This window comes from Desulfoluna sp. CYM3A (assembly GCF_056829965.1).
Genome location: NZ_CP186556.1, coordinates 1,660,646 through 1,680,835, shown reverse-complemented (window position 1 = coordinate 1,680,835; position 20,190 = coordinate 1,660,646). Strand labels below are relative to the sequence as shown.

Annotated in this window: 15 protein-coding genes and 1 riboswitch; of the genes, 3 read left to right on the top strand and 12 right to left on the bottom strand. The window is 59.8% G+C overall.

From position 1 onward, the window contains the following. Positions 1–472: 472 nt before the first annotated feature. The 8 genes from ACOYW1_RS08730 to ACOYW1_RS08695 all read right to left on the bottom strand — a co-directional run bounded on the left by ACOYW1_RS08730 (position 473) and on the right by ACOYW1_RS08695 (position 12,340). Complete coding sequence (locus ACOYW1_RS08730) at positions 473–1,651, bottom strand: NAD(P)-dependent malic enzyme (RefSeq protein WP_482422488.1); 1,179 nt, start codon at positions 1,649–1,651, stop codon at positions 473–475. A gap of 541 nt (positions 1,652–2,192) precedes the next feature. After that, a complete protein-coding gene (locus ACOYW1_RS08725; protein WP_180140979.1) occupies positions 2,193–3,500 on the bottom strand; it encodes a 2-hydroxycarboxylate transporter family protein in 1,308 nt (435 codons plus the stop codon). A gap of 24 nt (positions 3,501–3,524) precedes the next feature. Next, on the bottom strand, positions 3,525–4,700 hold the full coding sequence (locus tag ACOYW1_RS08720; RefSeq protein WP_482422487.1) for an NAD(P)-dependent malic enzyme: 1,176 nt from the start codon (positions 4,698–4,700) through the stop codon (positions 3,525–3,527). Positions 4,701–4,929: 229 nt separating this feature from the next. Beyond that, positions 4,930–7,215 carry an ATP-binding protein gene (locus tag ACOYW1_RS08715; protein ID WP_482422486.1) on the bottom strand — a complete coding sequence of 762 codons (2,286 nt, stop codon included), beginning with the start codon at positions 7,213–7,215 and terminating at the stop codon, positions 4,930–4,932. A gap of 83 nt (positions 7,216–7,298) precedes the next feature. Further along, positions 7,299–8,528 (bottom strand): ATP-binding protein, encoded by a 1,230-nt coding sequence (locus ACOYW1_RS08710; protein WP_482422485.1) that lies wholly within the window; start codon positions 8,526–8,528, stop codon positions 7,299–7,301. Then, the gene (locus ACOYW1_RS08705) at positions 8,510–9,934 is read right to left on the bottom strand and encodes a hypothetical protein (RefSeq protein ID WP_482422484.1); all 1,425 of its coding nucleotides are present in this window, start codon (positions 9,932–9,934) and stop codon (positions 8,510–8,512) included. Before ACOYW1_RS08705 ends, ACOYW1_RS08710 begins: the two co-directional genes overlap by 19 nt. A 323-nt stretch (positions 9,935–10,257) precedes the next feature. Then, positions 10,258–11,586, bottom strand: a complete 1,329-nt coding sequence (gdhA, locus tag ACOYW1_RS08700; RefSeq protein ID WP_482422483.1) for an NADP-specific glutamate dehydrogenase — start codon at positions 11,584–11,586, stop codon at positions 10,258–10,260. 259 nt (positions 11,587–11,845) lie between these two features. Next, positions 11,846–12,340 carry a beta/alpha barrel domain-containing protein gene (locus ACOYW1_RS08695; RefSeq protein ID WP_482422482.1) on the bottom strand — a complete coding sequence of 165 codons (495 nt, stop codon included), beginning with the start codon at positions 12,338–12,340 and terminating at the stop codon, positions 11,846–11,848. 991 nt (positions 12,341–13,331) lie between these two features. Between ACOYW1_RS08695 and ACOYW1_RS08690 the strand changes: the two genes are divergently transcribed. The 3 genes from ACOYW1_RS08690 to thiE all read left to right on the top strand — a co-directional run bounded on the left by ACOYW1_RS08690 (position 13,332) and on the right by thiE (position 16,730). Next, positions 13,332–15,020 (top strand): alkaline phosphatase family protein, encoded by a 1,689-nt coding sequence (locus tag ACOYW1_RS08690; RefSeq protein WP_482422481.1) that lies wholly within the window; start codon positions 13,332–13,334, stop codon positions 15,018–15,020. 76 nt (positions 15,021–15,096) lie between these two features. Beyond that, positions 15,097–15,188, top strand: a riboswitch (TPP riboswitch). A 79-nt stretch (positions 15,189–15,267) separates the two neighbouring features. After that, positions 15,268–16,101, top strand: coding sequence for a hydroxyethylthiazole kinase (gene thiM / locus ACOYW1_RS08685; RefSeq protein ID WP_482422480.1), 834 nt, complete (start codon positions 15,268–15,270; stop codon positions 16,099–16,101). Continuing rightward, a complete protein-coding gene (gene thiE / locus ACOYW1_RS08680) occupies positions 16,098–16,730 on the top strand; it encodes a thiamine phosphate synthase (protein WP_482422479.1) in 633 nt (210 codons plus the stop codon). Before thiM ends, thiE begins: the two co-directional genes overlap by 4 nt. A 492-nt stretch (positions 16,731–17,222) precedes the next feature. Here thiE and ACOYW1_RS08675 read toward each other — a convergent pair whose 3' ends face one another. From ACOYW1_RS08675 to ACOYW1_RS08660, 4 genes are read right to left on the bottom strand one after another with little or no spacing between them, the layout of a single operon-like run. Beyond that, positions 17,223–17,897, bottom strand: coding sequence for a M15 family metallopeptidase (locus ACOYW1_RS08675; protein WP_482422478.1), 675 nt, complete (start codon positions 17,895–17,897; stop codon positions 17,223–17,225). Continuing rightward, on the bottom strand, positions 17,894–18,397 hold the full coding sequence (locus ACOYW1_RS08670; RefSeq protein WP_482422477.1) for a hypothetical protein: 504 nt from the start codon (positions 18,395–18,397) through the stop codon (positions 17,894–17,896). Before ACOYW1_RS08670 ends, ACOYW1_RS08675 begins: the two co-directional genes overlap by 4 nt. Before the next feature lie 56 nt (positions 18,398–18,453). After that, entirely contained in the window at positions 18,454–18,717 is a 264-nt protein-coding gene (locus tag ACOYW1_RS08665; protein ID WP_482422476.1) for a helix-turn-helix domain-containing protein, read from the bottom strand. Next, on the bottom strand, positions 18,692–20,077 hold the full coding sequence (locus ACOYW1_RS08660) for a sigma-54 interaction domain-containing protein (RefSeq protein ID WP_482422475.1): 1,386 nt from the start codon (positions 20,075–20,077) through the stop codon (positions 18,692–18,694). The genes ACOYW1_RS08665 and ACOYW1_RS08660 overlap by 26 nt, the downstream gene beginning before the upstream one ends. Positions 20,078–20,190 lie beyond the last annotated feature (113 nt).

Here is a 20,190-nt window from a genome sequence, read left to right as displayed (position 1 = left end):
CCTCCGGCGGCGAGGTGAGCCACCTCGAAAGCTTATTGCCATTGCGCTTTGCCCTTCGTTCCTCAGGGCAAAGCGCAATGGCCTTCGGCTCGGGCTGCGCCCGACATGAACGCTGATGGTTTATGCGGACTGGATCGCAAGCTTCGACGTTACAGGATACGTTGTCACCACTTGCCCTGTGTTGATTTAACCGCACGGCCTCCGGCGGCGAGGTGTGCCACCTCGAAAGCTGGTTGCCATTGCGCTTCGCCCTTCGTTCCTCAGGGCAAATCGCAATGGCATTCGAGTGAAGTTTGTTGAGGTAAAACGTGGCAGGCACGGTGCATGAAAGCCGAAACAAACATACCCAGACAATTCAATTGCCTGGGTATGGGGCTTGCTTCGATCAGGCCCGGTGATTCAGGTCGGCACCAATCAAAAAAACTGTTTATCAAACGTTTGGGCTCCGGCAGGGCCGCCGGAGGCTTTTTTTTTATGATTTCTGCGTGGCAGCGCCCGACTCAAATGCCGCCTGCTTCACGGCTTCGGCAACGCGCTTGCCCACGCGCCGGTCCAGGGCATCGGGGATCACATACTCGGCAGTGAGTTCGTCGTCACCGATGATGCCTGCGATGGCATAAGCGGTGGCAAGGGTCATGGCGCTGTTGATCTCCCGGGCCCGGGCGTCCAGGGCGCCGCGGAAGATGCCGGGAAAGGCCAGGACGTTGTTTACCTGGTTGGGAAAATCGGAACGGCCGGAGCCCACCACAGCGGCCCCTGCGGCCCGGGCGTCGTCGGGCATGATCTCGGGGGTGGGGTTGGCCATGGCAAAGACCACGGCGCCTTCGTTCATAGAGGAGACCATCTCCTTGCTCACCACGTTGCCTGCAGAGACACCGATGAACACATCGGCACCCGCCATGGCGTCGGCAAGGTCACCCGTGCATTTGGCCTTGTTGGTCAGGCACGCCAGGGCCTCCAGGTGGGGCGGGTTGTCCCCGCACTCCCGGCAGAGGATCCCGCTCTTGTCACAGGCCAGGATGTCTGTGACGCCCAGCTCCAGGAGAAGCTTGATGATGGCTCCCCCGGCGGCACCGGCCCCGTTGACCACCACACGCACCTCGGAAAGGTTTTTCTTCACCACCTTCAAGGCGTTGATGAGGGCGGCGGCCACCACAATGGCCGTGCCGTGCTGGTCGTCATGGAAAACCGGAATCTCCAGTTCGGCTTTGAGCCGCTCTTCGATCTCCATACAGCGGGGTGCGGAGATGTCCTCAAGGTTGATGCCGCCGAAGGTGGGGGCGATCATCTTCACGGACTGGACGATCTCTTCCACGTCGGTGCTGGCAAGGCAGATGGGAAAGGCATCCACATCGGCAAACTCCTTGAAGAGAATGGCCTTGCCCTCCATCACCGGCATGGCGGCCTCGGGCCCGATGTCCCCCAGGCCCAGGACAGCGGTGCCGTCGGTAACAACAGCCACAAGGTTCCCCTTGGCCGTGTAGCGGTACACCTCGTCTTTGGTGCCGCTGATCTCCCGGCATGGCTGGGCCACCCCGGGGGTGTACGCCAGACTCAAATCATCCCGGTTCTCGACGGCCACCTTGGAGACCACCTCGATTTTACCCACACTCTTCTCGTGAAGCGCTAAGCTCGCCGCGTTGTAATCCATTTTCAGTTTCCTTCCCCTCCGGTCGGTTCCGCTCCGAAGTGCTCATCATGGGACCGGAGTCATTGCGATCATTGATAGAACAAACTGTCCGAATCCATGGATTCGGGTCTCTCTTTACCTCAAGGTGGGTGCCATGTCCCGCCCTTATTTGCTCCGGCCCGGGGTATTACCATGACCCCGCAGGCCATCCATGAAAGAGACCTGTGAGATCACAGCGTTTTTTTGTCATTCCCGCGCGATATCCGCCGCCATAAAAAAAACGTGTACGATTCAGCTTGCCTCCGGCGACAAGGTGGGGGCACCTTGAAACCCTGTGGCGAATGCATGGAGTTTGCCATTATGCAATCGTTTTCGGGGCATTCGCGTGATGTGTGACATAAGGCAACCGCTTTTGCCGGAGAGGCCCGTTTCATTCGTCTGGAAACACGATTCAAGGCACGTTGAACTCGCTTGACTTTAGAGGAAATACCCCAACGACAAAACACCCCCCGGCATCATTGCCGAAGGGTGTTTTGATGGGGGGATAGCCCGGGAGGTTACCTTACATAATCATCTTCAGCAGGGCGGTTGCCAGGATCAGCATAAAGGCCCCGCCGATTCGTGAGGAGATCTGAGCAAAGGGCATGAGGTCCATGCGCTTGGAGGCGGAGAGAACCGCCACGTCGCCGGTGCCGCCCATGTTGGCCATGCAGAGCCCGCCGGTGATGGCGGCTTCGATGGGGTAGAACCCGAAGAGACGGCCCACAAAACCGGAGCCGATGATGGAGCCCACCACGGTGACGGCCACCAGGACCACATACTGGATGGAGAAGGCGTCGATGACCTGGTTCAGGTTGGTGTAGGCCACGCCGATGCCCACGAGAAGGGCCGGGGTCATGCTGACCATGACGAAGCGGAACCACTGGAAGGCCCCCAGTTCGTATTTACGGGGAAGAATCCCCAGGGCCTTGACCACGGCCACGCTGATAATCATCAGGGCATAGGAGTGCAGGGGAATAAAGCTGCCGAGGAGTTTGCCGAAGACGAAGAAGGTGGTGGCCATGAGCAGGCCGATGCCCATGAGCTGATAATCGATGGAGGTCTCTTCCTCGGTCTCCTCGGCCACGGCGTCCTGATTTTTCATGAGGGTGCCGTTGCCCGTGAGGGAAGGAGAGGATTTGCCGATCCTGTCCAGGATCCCTGCGGCCACGATGGCAAAGGCGTTGCCCAGGGCCAGGGCGGGCACCATGCGGGACATCATGGCCGCAGGGTCGAGGTTCAGGGTGCTGCCGAAGATCTGGGACAGGGGAACCGCCCCTGCGCCCATGCCGCCGCCCATAATGGGAATGGCGATGTAGAGAATGGCCTCTTTAAACCCGTAGCCCATGAGCATGCCCACGGTCCCGGTCATGAGAATGGAGACGAGCACGCCCCCCAGGATCACCGGCAGGTACCTCACCGAGGCGCGTATCAGGAGCTTGCGGTCCATGCCCAGGATACTGCCCGTGATAAGGGCCGCGATGTAAAAGCTCAGAAAGCTCTCGCTCTTCATGAAGCTGGTCATGATCTTCACCGAGGGCTGGGGAAGCACCCCGTAGGTGACCAGGGCGGCAGAGCCGAAGATAATCAGGATGGGTCCACCCCCCAAGTAATCCTTAATGCCGGGGGTGCGGTCACCGATTTCATTGAAAATGGCGCCCAGGGCCATCATCAGGGGCAAGGCCCCCACCATGCCCTTGGGAAGGACCTGGAGATAGGTGGTGAGAAACACCACGCCGGTTAACACGAGAAAAAACGGAAGGGGAATCCCCATGATCTTGTAGTCACGAAGGCCCTGTGCGGGCATGACGGCGGTCGTTGCTGTAGACATCTTCATCTCTCCTAAAATAAAACGTTATTTCCTGATGGCTGCACCGGATTCATACGCCGCCTGCTTGACGGCATCGGCCACCTGCCTTCCCACGCGCCGGTCCAGGGCGTCTGGGATCACATACTCGGCAGTGAGTTCATCGTCTGTGATGATCCCAGCGATGGCATACGCCGCGGCCAGGGCCATGGAGGGGTTGATCTCCCCCGCGCGGGCGTCCAGGGCGCCCCGGAAAATCCCGGGGAAGGCCAGGACGTTGTTCACCTGGTTGGGAAAATCAGAACGGCCGGAGCCCACCACGGCGGCTCCTGCGGCGTGCGCGTCGTCGGGCATGATCTCCGGGGTGGGGTTGGCCATGGCAAACACCACGGCCCCTTCGTTCATGGAAGCCACCATCTCCCTACTCACCACGTTCCCGGCAGAAACCCCGATGAAGACATCGGATCCCACCATGGCATCGGCAAGGTCCCCTGTGCGTTTGTCCCGGTTGGTCCTGCGGGCCAGGGCCTCAAGGTGGGGCGGGTTCTGGGGATCCCCTTCCCGGAGAAGACCGCTTTTGTCGCAGGCGAGAATGTCTGTCACGCCCAGGTCCAGGAGCATCTTGATGATGGCGCCCCCGGCGGCTCCGGCGCCGTTAACCACCACCCGAACGTCGGAGATCTCTTTGCCCACCACCTTCAACGCGTTGATCAGGGCCGCGGCCACCACAATGGCCGTGCCGTGCTGGTCGTCATGGAAAACCGGAATATCCAGCTCCGCCTTGAGCCGCTCTTCGATCTCCACGCAGCGGGGTGCAGAGATGTCCTCCAGGTTGATCCCCCCAAAGGTGGGAGCGATCATCTTGACCGACTGCACGATCTCATCCACATCGCAGGTGGCAAGACAGATGGGGAAGGCGTCCACATCGGCAAATTCTTTAAATAAAATGGCCTTGCCCTCCATCACGGGCATGGCCGCTTCGGGCCCGATGTCCCCCAGGCCCAGGACCGCGGTTCCATCGGTGACCACGGCCACGAGGTTGCCCTTGGCCGTGTACCGGTACACCTCGTCCCGCTCATCGCTGATCTCCCGGCACGGCTGGGCCACCCCCGGGGTGTACGCAAGGCTCAGGTCATCCCGGGTCCCGATGGCGACCTTGGAGACCACTTCGATTTTGCCCACGCTTTTGGCGTGAAGCGCTAAACTCTCAGCATTGTAATCCATCCTGTATCCTTCCCCTTCGGTTCATCCTGCACCGTCATGGTGCGAATGGTTCGTGTGATCCGATGTATTGCAGCCCCCGTACCAAAAAGCATATTTTTTCATATCCCCTTCCGTTCCAGGATGTTGCACAAAGACGCAAAAACCCCGCTTTCTCCAAAGCGGGGTTTTTTCTTGCCGGACAGGAATCTTTCCCGGGGGACAGGAAGCTCGTCCCCCACATCCCTTCACGTCACCGGTTGTTCGTTGCCTCCGGGTTCAAGACCTTTCGAATGGTCCTGGCGAGCTCTGCCCGATTAAAGGGTTTCTTCATAAAGGCACGGATGCCGTGCTCTTCAAGATCACCTGCCGGGGGGCTCCCGGTGCCGTCCTGATAGCCGCTGTACAAAATGATGGGCATCTCAGGGCACAGGGCCCTGATCTCGCTGGCCAGCTCCATGCCGTTAAGGTAGGGCATCATGTGATCGGTCATCACCAAATCAAACCCGCGGGGGTCCGTGCGGACCGCTTTTAAGGCGGCCAGGCTCTCGGTATGGGCCACCACCTCGTACCCCATGCGGCACAGCATCTTCTCGGTGCCGTAAATCATCTGCTCGTCGTCATCCACCAGGAGGACCCGCTCCTTGCCCTTTGGAATCGGCGGTGCCTCCCCCCCGTCCCTGGCGGGCTCTGCGGCGTGGGCACAGGGCAGGTACACGGTAAAAATGGTCCCCCGCCCCGGATGGCTGGCCACGGTAATGGCGCCCCGGTGGCGCTTAACAATGCCGTGGGACATGGAAAGCCCGAGACCCGTGCCGCCCTGCTCTTTCTTTGTGCTGAAAAAGGGATCGAAAATCCGCTCCATGTCTTCGGGGGGAATCCCCTTTCCGTTGTCCCGCACCCTGAGGCGGGAGTAGCGCCCCGGACTCAGGTCCGGGTGGACCAGGGTCGCGTTTTTGTCCAGGTCCACGGCGTCCAGGGTGATCTCGATGATCCCCTTCTGGTTTTCCACGGCATGGGCGGCGTTGGTGCACAGGTTCATGATCACCTGATGGATCTGGGTGGGGTCGGCAAGCACAAGGCCGGACTCGGCCTGAAGGTCCAGGCGAACGTCGATGGTGGCCGGGATGGAACTCTTCAAAAGCTGGCGGCACTCCGTCAGAAGCCTCGCCATCTGCACCGGCTGCTTCTCCTGCTGTTTGTCCCGGCTGAAGGCAAGGATCTGACGAACAAGGCCCTTGCCGCGCCGGGCGGCCTTGAGTACATGGGTCAGGTCTTCATGGGCTGGTTCCCCTTCGGTCACCTCCTCAAGGGCCAGTTCCGTGCAGGTGGTGATCCCACCCAGGATGTTGTTGAAGTCATGGGCAATGCCCCCGGCAAAGGTGCCGATGGCCTCCATCTTGTGGGACTGACGGAGCTGCGCCTCCAGTTTCTTCTCCCGGGCCTCGGCCCGTTTGCGGCGCGCAATGATCCGCATCAGCACCACAATGGTCACGGACTGGTAGGCAAGAAAGCCAAGGGTGGCCCAGATGATGTATTTGTACTGATAGTAGACCGTCACCGGCTCGTTTCGGATCACGCTTCCCCTGGGAAGCCGGTTGTGGGGAATGGAGAAGTGCCGAAGGATCCGGTAATCGAAGATGGGCTCGATGGCGCTGTGGCGAAGGACGGGAATCTCACCGGGGGCTTCCCCGTTCAGGATACGCAGGGCAATGCGCGCGGCCTCTTCGGCCTGCCTTTGGCCGCTGAGCATCAGGCCGCCCAGCACCCCGCTGCCCAGGGTATACTCCCAGGGGGAGTAGACCGGGCACCCGGAGTGGGTAAAAACCAAGGACGTGCTCTCCTGCACGGTGAGCCTCACCCCGTCGGGGGTCAGGTAATAGGAGAGGTAAAGGATCAGGGTCTCGTCGGGAAGGGAGGAAAGGGAGGCCTTCAGGTCATCAATGGATTTCATGGACAGGTCCAGGAAGGTCACGCGCTCTTCATAGGCCGGTATGAGTTCGAGGAGCCGCTGCCGATTGATACGGCTGGAGGTGGAGGCCCCGCTCACATAGGCGACGTAACGCGCCTCCGGATGCATGGTAAGGGCCAGGTCCAGGGTGCCCGCCAGGTCGTAATCTTCGGCAACGCCGGTGTACCCCGCATGGCCGGCAATCATCGCCTTATTAAACCCGTTGATTCCGCAGAACACCACAGGGGTCCCGGGAAACAGTTCATTGCGATGGAGCAGGAGAAAGTTGAGGGCGTTGTTGTCTGCGGCCACGATCACATCAAAGCGCACCGCCTCGTACTTCAAGCGATACACCTCTTTCAAGGTGCCGAAGATCTCCTCCGGGCGATACCGTTTGGTGTCCATGTACTCAAAACTGACCCGAAGGGAACTCCCCCGGGTGTCGAACACCGACCGAAGCCCCTCGGTGACTGAGTCCGCCCACACATACCCGGGATGGTATGAGTTCAGGACCAGTACCTGACGAACAGCAACCGCCTTTGCAGGCTCCGCAGCCTGTGCCTGCCCGCCCGAAAGAAGCAAACACACGACCAGCACCAAGATAAAATTCAGACGCCCCATTCGGTCACCGAGGGGTTTGCATGTAATAAAAAGAGTTAAGACAGCACCCGTCATCCCTTTTCGATCCCTTTTCCCGCCTCATCCAGAAGCCTTCGGACGACCCGCGCCAGCTCTTTTTTGACAATGGGCTTGATCATAAAGGCCTTAACGCCCATCTCCTCCAGGGCCTCTTCGCTCAGCCTGGTGCTGTACCCGGTGCAGAGAATAACCGGTAGGCCCGGCCGGATACGCAGCAGCTCCTCGGCCAGGAGCTCGCCTGTCATGCCCGGCATGGTCATGTCCGTCATCACCAGGTCAAAGTGCTCCGGCCCCGACCGAAACAACTCCAGGGCCTCGACGCTGTCCGTCCTGATCACCGCTGTGTACCCCAGGCGCCCCAGGATCTTGCCGATCATCCTGGCGATGGGCGGCTCGTCGTCAACCACCAGGATCCTCTCGCCGCCCGTGGGCAGGATGCCGTCATCCGAGGGTGGCTCAGGCTCCTCGCGATCCGCCTCGGTGACGGGCAGGTAAACGGTAAACACGGCACCGCGCGGGATGTTGTCCTCCACCTTGATCTCTCCCCCCCACTTTTTGACAATGCCGTGGACCATGGCAAGGCCCATGCCCGTGCCTTCCCCAGGGCCCTTGGTGGTAAAAAAAGGCTCGAAAATGGAGGATTTCACCTCAGCGGGGATGCCGCACCCTGTGTCGGCGACCCTCAGGGTCAGGTAGTTTCCCGGAAGGAGCGAAACCGGAACCGGCGTCCCCCCATACCCCAGGGCCGTGTCAAAGAGCTTTACATCCAGAACCCCGCCGTCCCCCTCCATGGCGCTGGCCGCGTTGGTGCACAGGTTCATGAGAATCTGGTGCACCTGGGTCTCATTGCCGAGGATCCTGGATTCGCTTTCAATATCCCGTGTAATCTCCACCGTGCTCGGGATGGAGGAGCGGATGAGCTTAAGGGCCTCTTCCACAACGGGTTTCACCCGGATGGCCACGGTGGCTTCGTCGCCCTGGCGGGCAAAGGTGAGGATCTGTCGAACCAGCGTCACGGCCCGGGTCCCGGCCAGGTAAATCTCCTGCAGGTGGCCTTCCAGCCGCGTGTCCGGCGTCACATCATCCAGGGCAAGCTCGGCATAGCCCAGGACCGACGAGAGAATATTATTGAAATCATGGGCAATCCCCCCTGCGAGCCCTCCGATGGCTTCCATCTTGTGGGTCTGGCGAAGCTCCTCCTCCATCTTTTTGATCTGCGTGATATCCACCCCGTGATGGAACCTCACCTGCCGTCCGTCCACCCACTGGATGCTCCGCTCGTAGTTGATATAAAAGGCAGGGCCTGGTTGGGCTCTCCCGCCCGGCGCCCGGACGGTGTCCCAGGAATCCCTCCCCGGGGGGAGCTCCCCGGAGGCCCTTCCCTCTCGCGACCGGCCATAAAGAGGGCATGGTACTCCTGCCCGGTGAGCCCCTCTCCGAAACTCTCAATCATGGCCTTGTTCATAAACAAAATCTTGAAGGTCTTCGTATCCGATACACAGATGATGGCGTCCACGCTGTCCAAAACGGTCTTCAAGGTCTTGAGGGACCGCCTCTGGGCCTCCTCCGCCTTGACGGACTCGGTGATATCGGGTGCCGTCTGCCCACCACGCGGACCACCTACCCCGTCGAAAACCAGACGCTCCCGTGGTTCGAATCCACTTCTTCTCCCCTTTGTGGGTGGTGATCTCACCATAATGGGACGACCCAGCTCGACACACTGGGAAAACGCCTTGGCCACAGCCTCCCCGTCGTCTTTGCAGTAACAGGACATTGACGCCGTAAAATGGTCCAGTGTCGGATCCACCTCCAACCCGTGAATTTCATAAAGCTGGTTGGTCCAGAGAAACAGCTCATCGTCCACGTGGAACTCCCAGCCCCCGATGTTGCTCAATCTCTGGGTTTCGTCCAGAAGGGCCCGGTTCCGCGCCAGCTGATGTTCCACCGCCTTGCGCCGCTCCATGTCGTGATACAGGCGCTGTCGCATCTGGTTCAACGCCGATACCAGTTCGTCGATCTCGTCCGGGCATTCGGGGTCGGCCTTCCTGTTGGGCAGCTCCAGGCGCGTGCCCAGCTCCCGGGGCCGTATGGACGTGGCGTACCCTGCAATGGCCGTTATGTGGCGCGTCACCAGGCGGTGAAGGACCGCAAGGATCGCCATGGAGACCAGCAGCGTTTTCAGGGCCTGGGTCACCAGGACCACAAAAAGCCGTTCAAACAGCCGGCGATGGACCCCCTCTAAGGAGGCATAGACGTCCAGCACACCGATGTGCCGCTCCCGGCTCCCGTGGGAAAAGAACATATCGAAGCCCCTGCGCACCCACTGCTCGCCCTCCTTCAACCGACCCGCCGTAAAGAGCACCTCCCCGTTCTCGCGAATCTCCAGGTAGATGAGGTCCCGCATGGTGAGCATGTCATTGAGATGGGTGGTGATCTGAAGGTCATCGAGCTGCCACAGGCTCCCCGACAGACTCTCCAGGTGCCCTTCCCTGACCTGCGTGAACTGGTCGTCCACGGCGCTCAGGTCTTTTCTGTACTCCAGGAACAGGTTGAAGCTGGTCCCGATAAAGGTAATGAGAAAGCTGAAGACAAGGATATAAAACAGCTGCTTTGCAGCCAGGGAACCTTTAAGGCGACGCGAGATGGTCTTGATGCGGTGAAAGGGCATACACACCTCTGTTGGGAGTCAGGATCCCTCGGCATGTGGAGAAACATCCCGGCCACGGGATGCACGATCCCCAAAACATAAGGGGGGATGAACGGGGGTACGAACCGCCGAAGAGACAGACACGGTCAACGGGCGGGGTGCGGAGAAACAAGCAACAGGAAAAGACAGGGCAGAGAAAAGCACATGGTGCGGAAAAAACGGCAGGCTACCCATAGCATGCCGACATCCGCACCATCTGCCATCACGTCAGAGGTGTATCGATAAAACGGATGCCCGCCTTAAGCCGCAGGTCGCGGCCCAACGGGCGTCCGTATGGGCAGGGGTCAGACAACCCCCTGGTCTATCATGGCATCCACCACCTTGATAAAACCGGCAATGTTGGCCCCGGCCACATAGTTGCCGGGCATGCCGTACTGTTCGGCCGCATTCAGGCAGGTGGCATGGATGTTCCGCATGATGTCCTTGAGGCGCCGGTCCACCTCCTCCCGGCTCCAGGAGAGACGCATGCTGTTCTGGCTCATCTCAAGGCCTGAGGTGGCCACCCCGCCTGCGTTGGCTGCCTTGGCAGGGCCAAAGAGGATGTTGTTGTCTTTGAAATAGTGGACCGCCTCCAGGGTGCAGGGCATGTTGGCCACCTCCACAACGGCGCGGCAACCGTTCTTCACAAGGGTTTCGGCGTCCGAGCGGTCCAGCTCGTTTTCAAGGGCCGTGGGCATGGCCACATGGCAGGGGACCTCCCAGGGACGCCTGTCCGGGACCCACTCGCAGCCGAACCTGTCGGCGTAATCCTTGGCGGGCCGCCTATAAACGGTCCAGAGATCGGCCATGTAGGCGAGTTTTTCGCCCTTGATCCCCTCGGGGTCATGGACGTAGCCGTCCTCGTCAGCAATGGTAACCACCTTGCCGCCCAACTCATTGACCTTCTCGATGACATAGGTCCCGACGTTGCCGTATCCTGAGATGGCAACGGTCTTGCCCTCCATGGTCTCGTTTGTGAGCTTGAGCATTTCTTCAAGGAAATAGACGGCGCCGTACCCCGTGGCCTCGGGCCGGACCAGGCTGCCGCCCCAGTTGAGGGCTTTGCCGGTGAGCACCCCGGTAAATTCATTGGTCAGCTTCTTGTACATCCCGAACAGGTAGCCGATCTCCCGGGCGCCCACCCCGACATCCCCTGCAGGCACGTCGGTGTTGGGGCCGATGTGGCGAAAAAGCTCGGCCATGAAGCTCTGGCAGAACCGCATCACCTCGTTGTCCGATTTGCCCTTGGGGTCAAAGTCGGACCCGGCCTTGCCGCCGCCCATGGGCAGGGTGGTCAGGGCATTTTTAAACACCTGCTCAAAGGCCAGGAACTTCAGTATCCCGAGGTTCACCGACGGGTGAAACCGGCACCCGCCCTTGTACGGCCCGATGGCGCTGTTCATCTGAACCCGAAAGGCACGGTTGACCTGCACCTGCCCGTCGTCATCCACCCAGGGCACACGGAACATGATGACCCGTTCGGGCTCCACGATCCGCTCCAGGACATTGTGCCTGCGGTATTCGGGATTCTGCTCCAGGACGGGGGCCACCGACTCCACCACCTCGGTGACGGCCTGGTGGAACTCGGGTTCGTGGGGATCTCTGCTCTTTACGACCTCTAAAATGTCTGGCATATCGCATCTTCCTGTTTGATGAATAAACGAACGCATCAAAACAATGCGTCAGAATTTCGTATTGCGTATTTTTCCAATACAAAAATCCCGATCTTAGAAATGGCGTATGCCAAACAGCGCAAAGGGGTCAAGGAAAAAGGTCGCTGATCATGGCAGGTTGCCGCAACCACGGGGAATACGTGGAAATCTAAAACCGTGCCAAACCAAATGGGAGCCTGTCGGCCACTCTTTCCTTGTTTTTTGGTAATGTTCAGCCCTTTTATTTCACGGCCAGTCTTTTCTTGTCCGCATAGTACTTCATAAACTGAGCCCGCTCGTTGATGGTTGCCGCCTCCTGGGAGAGGCGCCCCCTGAAGTCGGCAATGGTCTGGATCCCCTTGCTGCCCATCCACGTCTCCAGCTCCTCGATCATCACGCCCAGGTGCTTGACCCCGTTCTTGTACAGGGTCGAGACCACCTGCACCACGTCCGCACCTGCCAGGATCTGCTTGACCACCCCTGCGCCGTCATGGACGCCGGTGGAGGCCACCAGGGCGCAGTCCACCTTCTCGGCCATGATTGCGACCCAGCGAAGGGACAGGGCCATCTCCGCAGGCGTGCTGAAAAGGTACGAGGGCACCACCTCGATTTTCTTGATATCCACATCGGGGCTGAAGAACCGGTTGAAAAGCACAAGCCCGTGAATCCCCGTCCGGGAAAGTTTCTGGATCATGGGGCCAAGGTCGGTGAAGTAGTGGGAGATCTTCAGCACCACAGGGATGGAGAGGACCCCAAGAATCTTTTCGATAATCTTGGAGAGAGCTCTTCCTTCTCCTTATACGCCCCTGGTTGAACTGGGTCGGGAAGATGTCCAGCTCCAGGGCGTCGGCCCCTGCCCTTTCCAGCTCCCGGGCAAAGGCGATCCACTCCAGGGAATCGGAATAACAGTTGATACTGGCGATAACGGGTATATCCACCGAGGCCTTGGACTCACGTATCAGGGTGGTGTACCGGTTGAGGTTGTCTTCCCGGACCTTGTACCCGTAGAATTCAATGGGATTTTTCCTTCCATCGTAGTCAAAATACTGAACCGAGGCGTCCGCGGCCTTGGTGTCCCGGATCACCTTGTCGCTTTCAAGGTTGATCTCCTCCTGGAAAAGGGATTTCAACACAATGGCCCCGGCCCCGTTTTCCGCAAGGCGCCTGACCCCTTCCACCGTGCCGGACAATCCGGAGCTTCCCACGACAATAGGGTTCTTGATCGACATTCCCAGGTACGAGGTGGACGTATCCATGCGTCATCTCCTTAGATTTGGTGGTGATCGGACAGGAGCCGTCCCGTCCCGAAGGCCATGGGCCTCGCCCGGGAAGGGCGGCACATGTATTGGAATAAGCACCGCAATGAGGCGTCGGTGATGGAGCATGATGCCCCGGTGGATATGGGGGCGTGCCCTGCCGGGGACAAACGCAGGCGAGATATGGAGAGAAACGAACAGAGGGCACGCGATGTCAGGGGGAGGGTAGCGTAAAGGCGCAACCGTAACCCCTTGGTTGAACAGACTTACATCTTACCCGATGCCAATTGGAGAATCAAGTTGCGGTGCCCGGCCCGACACTGGAAGCTTCAGCCCATCCGTTGACAGAAGCTGGCGGCCTTGATACGAATACATCCATCGCAAACAACAACATTGTTACCAATGCAAAACAAGACACCACGGTCATTGTAACCCATCACCGGCCCCGCCAACCCAAAAGAGGACACACCCATGAAAGCATGCCGACCCGTCTATTGGATGTTGCCGCTCCTGATGCTCGCCGCCGCCACCTGGACCCATGCAAAACCTCTGCGGGAAAAGCCCGCCCTGGTACTCCAGATCACCATCCATAATATGCGCGGCGACTTTCCCATGCGATACAAAGACCGCCTGGGCAAGGGGGGCCTGCGCTACCTGATGACACAGGGGACCCATTACACAAACGCCGGCTTTCCCCATGCCGGAACCGAGCCCACCGTGGGCCATGCAGCCCTGTTCACCGGCACCTCCCCTTCCCGCAACGGCATTGTGGCCGGAAGCTGGTTCGACCGGAACAAAGGACGTGTCATTACCAGTTGCGAGGATGACCGCTACCCCCTTATCGGAAAAACACCGGTAGAAGGAGAAGGCCGGGCCCCCTCGCAGATGCTCGCGGCCACCATCGGTGATGAGCTGACAATAGCCACCAACGGGGGAGCCAGGGTGTTCAGCGTCTCCCTCAAGGATCAGGGCGCCATCCTCCCGGGAGGGCACACCGGCAAGGCGTTCTGGTTCTCCACAACAGACGGTTCCTTTATAAGCAGCAGCTACTATTTCACCCAGTACCCCGACTGGGTTGCGCAATGGAACGCGAAAAAACATGCCGACGCTTACAGAAACAGGTCGTGGCAACTTCTTTACGCCCCATCCACCTACCTCTTCGGCACGGATGACAGGCGCCCCTTTGAGGTGGACATGTTCGGCCTGGGCACGACCTTTCCACACCCCCTCAACGCAGAGCCCTCGCATTTCTACGCCAGCCTTGCCGCCACACCCTTCGGAGACGAGCTCACGGCGGACTTTGCCAAAACCCTGATCAGGGAAGAAAAACTGGGGCAAGGGCCCCGCACCGACTTTCTGGCCGTGGGCTTCTCGGCCACCGGTTCCATCGGACGCCTCTTCGGAGCCTCAAGCCTTGAGGCGGAAGACACCATCCTACGGGTCGACAAGCTGTTGGCCGACCTGTTCCGATACGTGGACAAGGAGATCGGCCTGGACCGGACACTTGTTGTTCTCTCATCCAACCACGGCATGTGCGAGACACCCCAGCACCTGGCAAGTCTCGGCTTTGACGTGGGATGCCTGCCCTCCGGTCCCATAATCCGGGAGGTCCTGGCAAAGGCCCTGAACAAGCGGTTGGGTGTGCCCGAATCAATCGTCCGGCTCTACGACCACCCGTACGTCTATCTCGACGAAGAAGAGATCGCAAAAACCGGAGTCAGCCTTGCCCTGGTGGAGACAACAGCCGCCGAAGAAATCATGAGCATCCCGGGCATTGCCGGAGCCCTGACCCGCACGGACCTTCTCAAAGGGACCGTGGCCCCCACCCCCACCAACATGGCGATCCTCGACAGTTTCCATGCCGGTCGCTCCGGCAACATCCACGTCATCGCTGCGCCATCCACTTACGTTACCGGCAAAACGCCCTCCGCCTTACCCCAGGGCGACGACACCTATGTTCCCCTCTTTTTCGCAGGCTGGGGCATCCCCGCCCAACGTATCACGCGCCCCGTCACCCCCTACGACATCGCCCCAACCCTTGCAAGCGTCCTTGAAATCAAGGCACCCTCGGGCGCTGTGGGGATTCCCCTGGAAGAGGTGCTGAAGGAGGATACGCCTGCTGAAAACTGGATCACGGCAAGCCGCACCGCACTGCCATGAGATAAGGGCGAATGTGTTGACAACCTCGCCTGACCACCCTATACAAACTGCATCACACGATGCGGCTTTCCACAAGCCGTACACGCAGGGGTGGCTTAAGGCCTGAGATCATACCCGTTGAACCTGATCCGGATCATGCCGGCGAAGGGAATTGCGAAGCGCATCGATCTTTCTTTTTGGGGGGCAGTCGCCCCCCTCTCAAGCCCTCCTCAGCCGTTTTTCAACCAATGCATAAGGATTTAGGATTGTGAACGACCTTGCCCTAAAAGCAGCTGAGAACCTATCAAAAATCAGGGAATCCAACCCCCTTGTCCACAACATCACCAACTACGTGGTGATGAACTACACAGCCAACGCCCTCCTTTCCCTGGGGGCCTCGCCGGTGATGGCCCACGCGGAAAACGAGGTGGAGGAGATGGCCTCCTTTGCCGGTGCCCTGGTCCTCAACATCGGCACCTTGAGTGACCCTTGGATCCGGGCGATGATCTCGGCAGGAGCCAGGGCCCGATCCCTGGGCACGCCGGTGATTTTAGACCCCGTGGGCTCCGGGGCCACCACCTTGAGGACCCGCACCGCCACCCGCCTCATCCGGGAAGCGGGGGTCACCCTTATCCGTGGCAACGCCTCGGAGATCCTCTCCCTGCAACAGGCAGGCTCCGGCACCCGCGGCGTGGATGCCGTGGACACCGTTGAAGACGCCGCGGCCATGGCCTCGACCCTGGCAACGGAACTGGGAGCCACCATCGCCATCACCGGCCCGGAGGACATCGTCACCGACGGCGCACGCACGGCAAAGATCCGGGGCGGCCACCCCCTCATGGCACGGGTCACGGGAACGGGCTGCACGGCTACGGCCATTACCGGGGCCTTTGCGGCCGTGGACCCCGACCCCTTTACCGCGGCCTGCTCTGCCCTGGCCTTCTTCGGAATGGCCGGGCAAAAAGCGGCCGAAAAAGCCTCGGCACCGGGAAGCTTTATGATCGCCCTTCTGGACGCCCTTTACACCCTCACCCCCGAGGAGCTGCACACCGGATGCGCCATGGATGTCATTGGCTCTGGCCCAAAGGAACAGCGCCCATGAACCGCCCTTCCGACGTGGACTACGCCCTGTACCTGGTGACGGACCAAAAGCTCTCCAGAGGACGCAGCACCCTGGAGATCGTCCGTGGGGCTGTCTCCGGGGGCGTCACCTGCGTCCAGCTTCGGGAAAAAGAGGCCTCCACACGCACCTTCATCGAGGAGGCCCGCGCCATCAAGGCATGGCTGGATGATAAAGGGGTGCCCCTGATCATCAACGACAGGGTGGATGTGGCTCTGGCCGTGGGCGCCTCCGGCGTCCACCTGGGACAGAGCGACATGCACATCCGCGATGCCAGAAGCCTTCTGCCCCCGGAGGCCCTCATCGGGATCTCTGCGGAATCCCTGGAGGATGCCCTGGCCGTAGAGCGCGAGGGAGCGAACTACATTGGCATCAGCCCTGTGTTTGCCACCCCCACCAAAACCGACACCGCCCCGCCCCTGGGCCTTGACGGGGTGAGGCGAATCCGCGCAGCGGTGGGCATCCCCGTTGTCGGCATCGGGGGCATCGGCCTTGCCAACGCAGCCGAGGTGATGGCGGCAGGGGCCGACGGCATCGCCGTGGTCTCGGCCATCGTGGCCGCAGATGATCCGCAAAAGGCCGCAAGGGGCCTTAAAAAAAAGATTGGATAAAACGAGGCGAGCGGGCGTACGGCTGGGACTGCTGCGCAGGGTAAAACGGGCTTCAGCGCCCTGCTCGGGTAGCCATTGGGGAATAATGGTTACGATTCAGTTTATGCCTCCGGCGGCCCTGCCGGGGGCTAAACTTTTGCCTGATCTTACAACGACGGGTTGAACAAGCAGGGCTTCACAGTTCTTCGAAAATGACGTTTGGGCCTTGATTATCGTTTGGCCGCGACCTTCAAAAAAAACGGGAAAATAGACCGAAACGGAGCGCCGCACACAGGTGCGGCTTTTTAATCCGTCGTTACCCGTGCCGCACAGGAGTGCGGCGCTCCATAAGGACAAGGGTGTTTGGGACGTGATGCAAATAGACCGATGGCCCAAACGATGATCATGTTTGAAGGGCAACTGCGATTTTCTCTGAGGAACGAAGGGTAAGCGCATTGGCTACCGGCTTTCGAGGTGGCACACCTCGCCGCCGGAGGCTCTTTTTATGATGCCTTACTCTATGATGTGATACCTGGCCCGTGCTTCTGATTTGGGCATGCCGTTAAAATGCCACCACTCAAAGGAGAGTGGCAAAAATCCGGCACCCGTCATGACATCGGCCAGAAGCTTTCGGTTGTCGCGCTGTCTTGGGGAAAGTTTTTTGCCGAGTTTTTTCATGGCAAACATGGCGCAGAGTTCAAGCCTGCTCTTGCGAAACGGGGTAAATCCCATGTCCAGCTCCTTGCCCCGGCCGTCCACGATGGTGATGTCCACGGCAATGCCGTAGTTGTGCATGGACCCTCGGGCGGGGTTTGCCACGAATTTTTCAAACCGGGTCCCCTTCATTTTATCGTACATCCTCTTTGAAACGCTCCGTGGGCGCGCCGCATCCAGGATAAGGAGAGAGTACTCCGGATGCCCTCTCTTCAGCCCGTCCTGGGCTTTGGCGAGTTTGGCGGCAACCTCTTTTTGGAGGTAGGCCGTCTTAAGGCCGGAGTAGAAGTCTTCCCGGAAATAATTTTTGAGGGGATCCGAGTTCACCAGGTCCACCTGAATGGTCTCATCCATTTGATTCACGTCCACAAGACCGGCTTGGATAAAGATCTCCTCGATCCCATTTGCGTGGGCCCCGCCCGCGGCCCACAGCATCACCATGCTCAACAGCACATATTTTTTCAAAACAGTCATCCGGCCTCCTTACCACGGGCAGAACGGATCACGCGCAGCCCCATGAGCCCAAGGGCCAGCCCCAAAACCGACATCCAAAAATCGGCCTCCACGGTCCATCGCCAGTCTCCGCGTTCCTTGTGAAACGTATAGGAGGTTTCAACCGTTTTCCCCCGAATATACCCCGTATAATCCAGATACGAATCCACATCGATAAAGCACAGCTGGCCGGTCTCGGTGGTCCCCCACACGGTATACGACTGCCGGGAGGGGGACGCCATGGTGGAAAACCGGGTCCCCCCGCTTCCCCCGGGCCTTCCCGGTTCATACAGCGACATGGTCAAGGTGATGGTCACCGGCCCTTCACCCCGGCAACGGCCTTTGTCGTAACAGGCATACACAACAAGAAAGAAAAGGGGGATCAGAACCACCCCCGCATACCCCAGGATAAACACACGCTGACTCTGCCACACCGATGCCGGTCGCTTCCCGGCCCCCACGTCCATCATTTCCTCTACCACCTGATCCCTCTCCCCCATGACCTTTTGTTCCCCAGGTCGCCTCTTGCCTGTTTCCCCTATGACCTGTTTTTCCTATTTCCCCTATCACCTGTTTTCCCTGTTTCCCCTGCCTTATCAACCTTCTTCCTCACCCCCACCCCCAGCTTCTTCATGCGGCTCCTCAAGGTGGACGGGTGCATCCCCAAAAGCTCGGCTGCGCCCCCCGGCCCCTCCACCTTGCACCCGGAAAGGGACAGGGCCTCGCGGATATGGTTTCTCACGGCCTCATCCATGGACGGGAACCCTTCCACGGCGTTATCCGGCAGACGGGTCTCGGACAAGGAAGCCCTGGGGCTCCCAGAGAAGGTTGTCAAAGGAGAGATGGCGGCCCCTGCCGACGATGAGGGCCCGTTCGATGACGTTCTGGAGTTCCCGGATGTTGCCGGGCCAGTCGTAGGCAGTGAGCTGGCGAACCGCCGATTCGGTGAGCCCGGGCGCTGGTTCCATGTTCAGCTCCCGGGACTTGCGGGCAACAAAGCAGGTGGCCAGCTCAGGGATATCCTGTTTCCTGGCCCTCAATGGCGGCACCCGGATGGGAAAGACGTTGAGGCGGAACCAAAGATCCTCACGGAACCTTTGCTCTTTGACCATGGCAAACAGGTCCCTGTTGGTGGCCACCACCACGCGCACATCCACGGAGACGGGCCAGCTGCCCCCCACCCGGTTGAACTCCAGGGTCTGGAGTACCCTTAGGAGCTTGACCTGGGCGGCAGGGGGAAGCTCCCCGATCTCATCTAAAAAAATGGTGCCGCCGTCGGCCTGCTCGAAGTAGCCCCGCTTCAGGCGGGTGGCTCCGGTAAAGGCCCCTTTTTCGTGACCGAAGAGCTCGCTGTCCAGAAGGCCTTCGGCAATGGCCCCGCAGTTCACCCGGATCATGGGGCCCCTGCTGCGCCCGGAGGCCCGATGGATGGCGTTGGCCACCACCTCTTTGCCGGTGCCGGTCTCTCCCAGGATCAGAACCGGGCTGTCCAGGGCCGCCACCTGATTCACCATGGCCGAAACCTCCCGGAGCCCGGAGTCCACCCCGATCACCTGGCTGTCCCGGTTATGCCCCAGACGATGCTCCAGCTGTTTTTTCTCCGATGAGAGGCGCTCGTTCTCGCACACCAGGTCCCTGTGGTGCAACAGGTTCAGCACCGCACCGATTAGGGGCCGCCGGATAAGCTTCATCAGGGCGACGTCCCTTGCCCCGTAGGCATGGTCACCGCCCACCACCATGCCGAACCCACCCACCAGGGGCGGCACGATATCAAACCCCATGGTCACCACGGAAAAGTCGTTCTTCCGTGAATAGAGGGGTTTTTCCACATGGCTTAAAAAATGGGCATGGATGCTCTTGAGCATGGGGCTGTCCGCACTCTCCAAAATCCGAACCACCCCGTGGGCCTGGTCCCTGATCTCTTTGAAGTGCTCCCAGGAGAGCTGAATGTGCTCGTCGATGAGCCTGCCGCGCTTCACCGTGGCTTCGGCGAGGTACCGCATGGTCTGGGCCGAGGTGTCCAGCACAAAAACGTGGACCAAATCCAGGGGCAGGAACTCTTTGAGTAAAAGAAGGGTTTCATGGAGCGACTTGTCGATCTCAAGGCTGCTGTAGAGGCACTGGGTGATGTCCCGTACCAGCCTGCTCTCGTCCTGTGTCATGGGCTCTCCCGCGAAATACAGTGGATAGTCTAAATACCACCGAAAAGAACTACTACATATCGCGGATATTCACCAGAAACAATCGCAAGGTGGGCGAAAGGCAGGGAAAACGC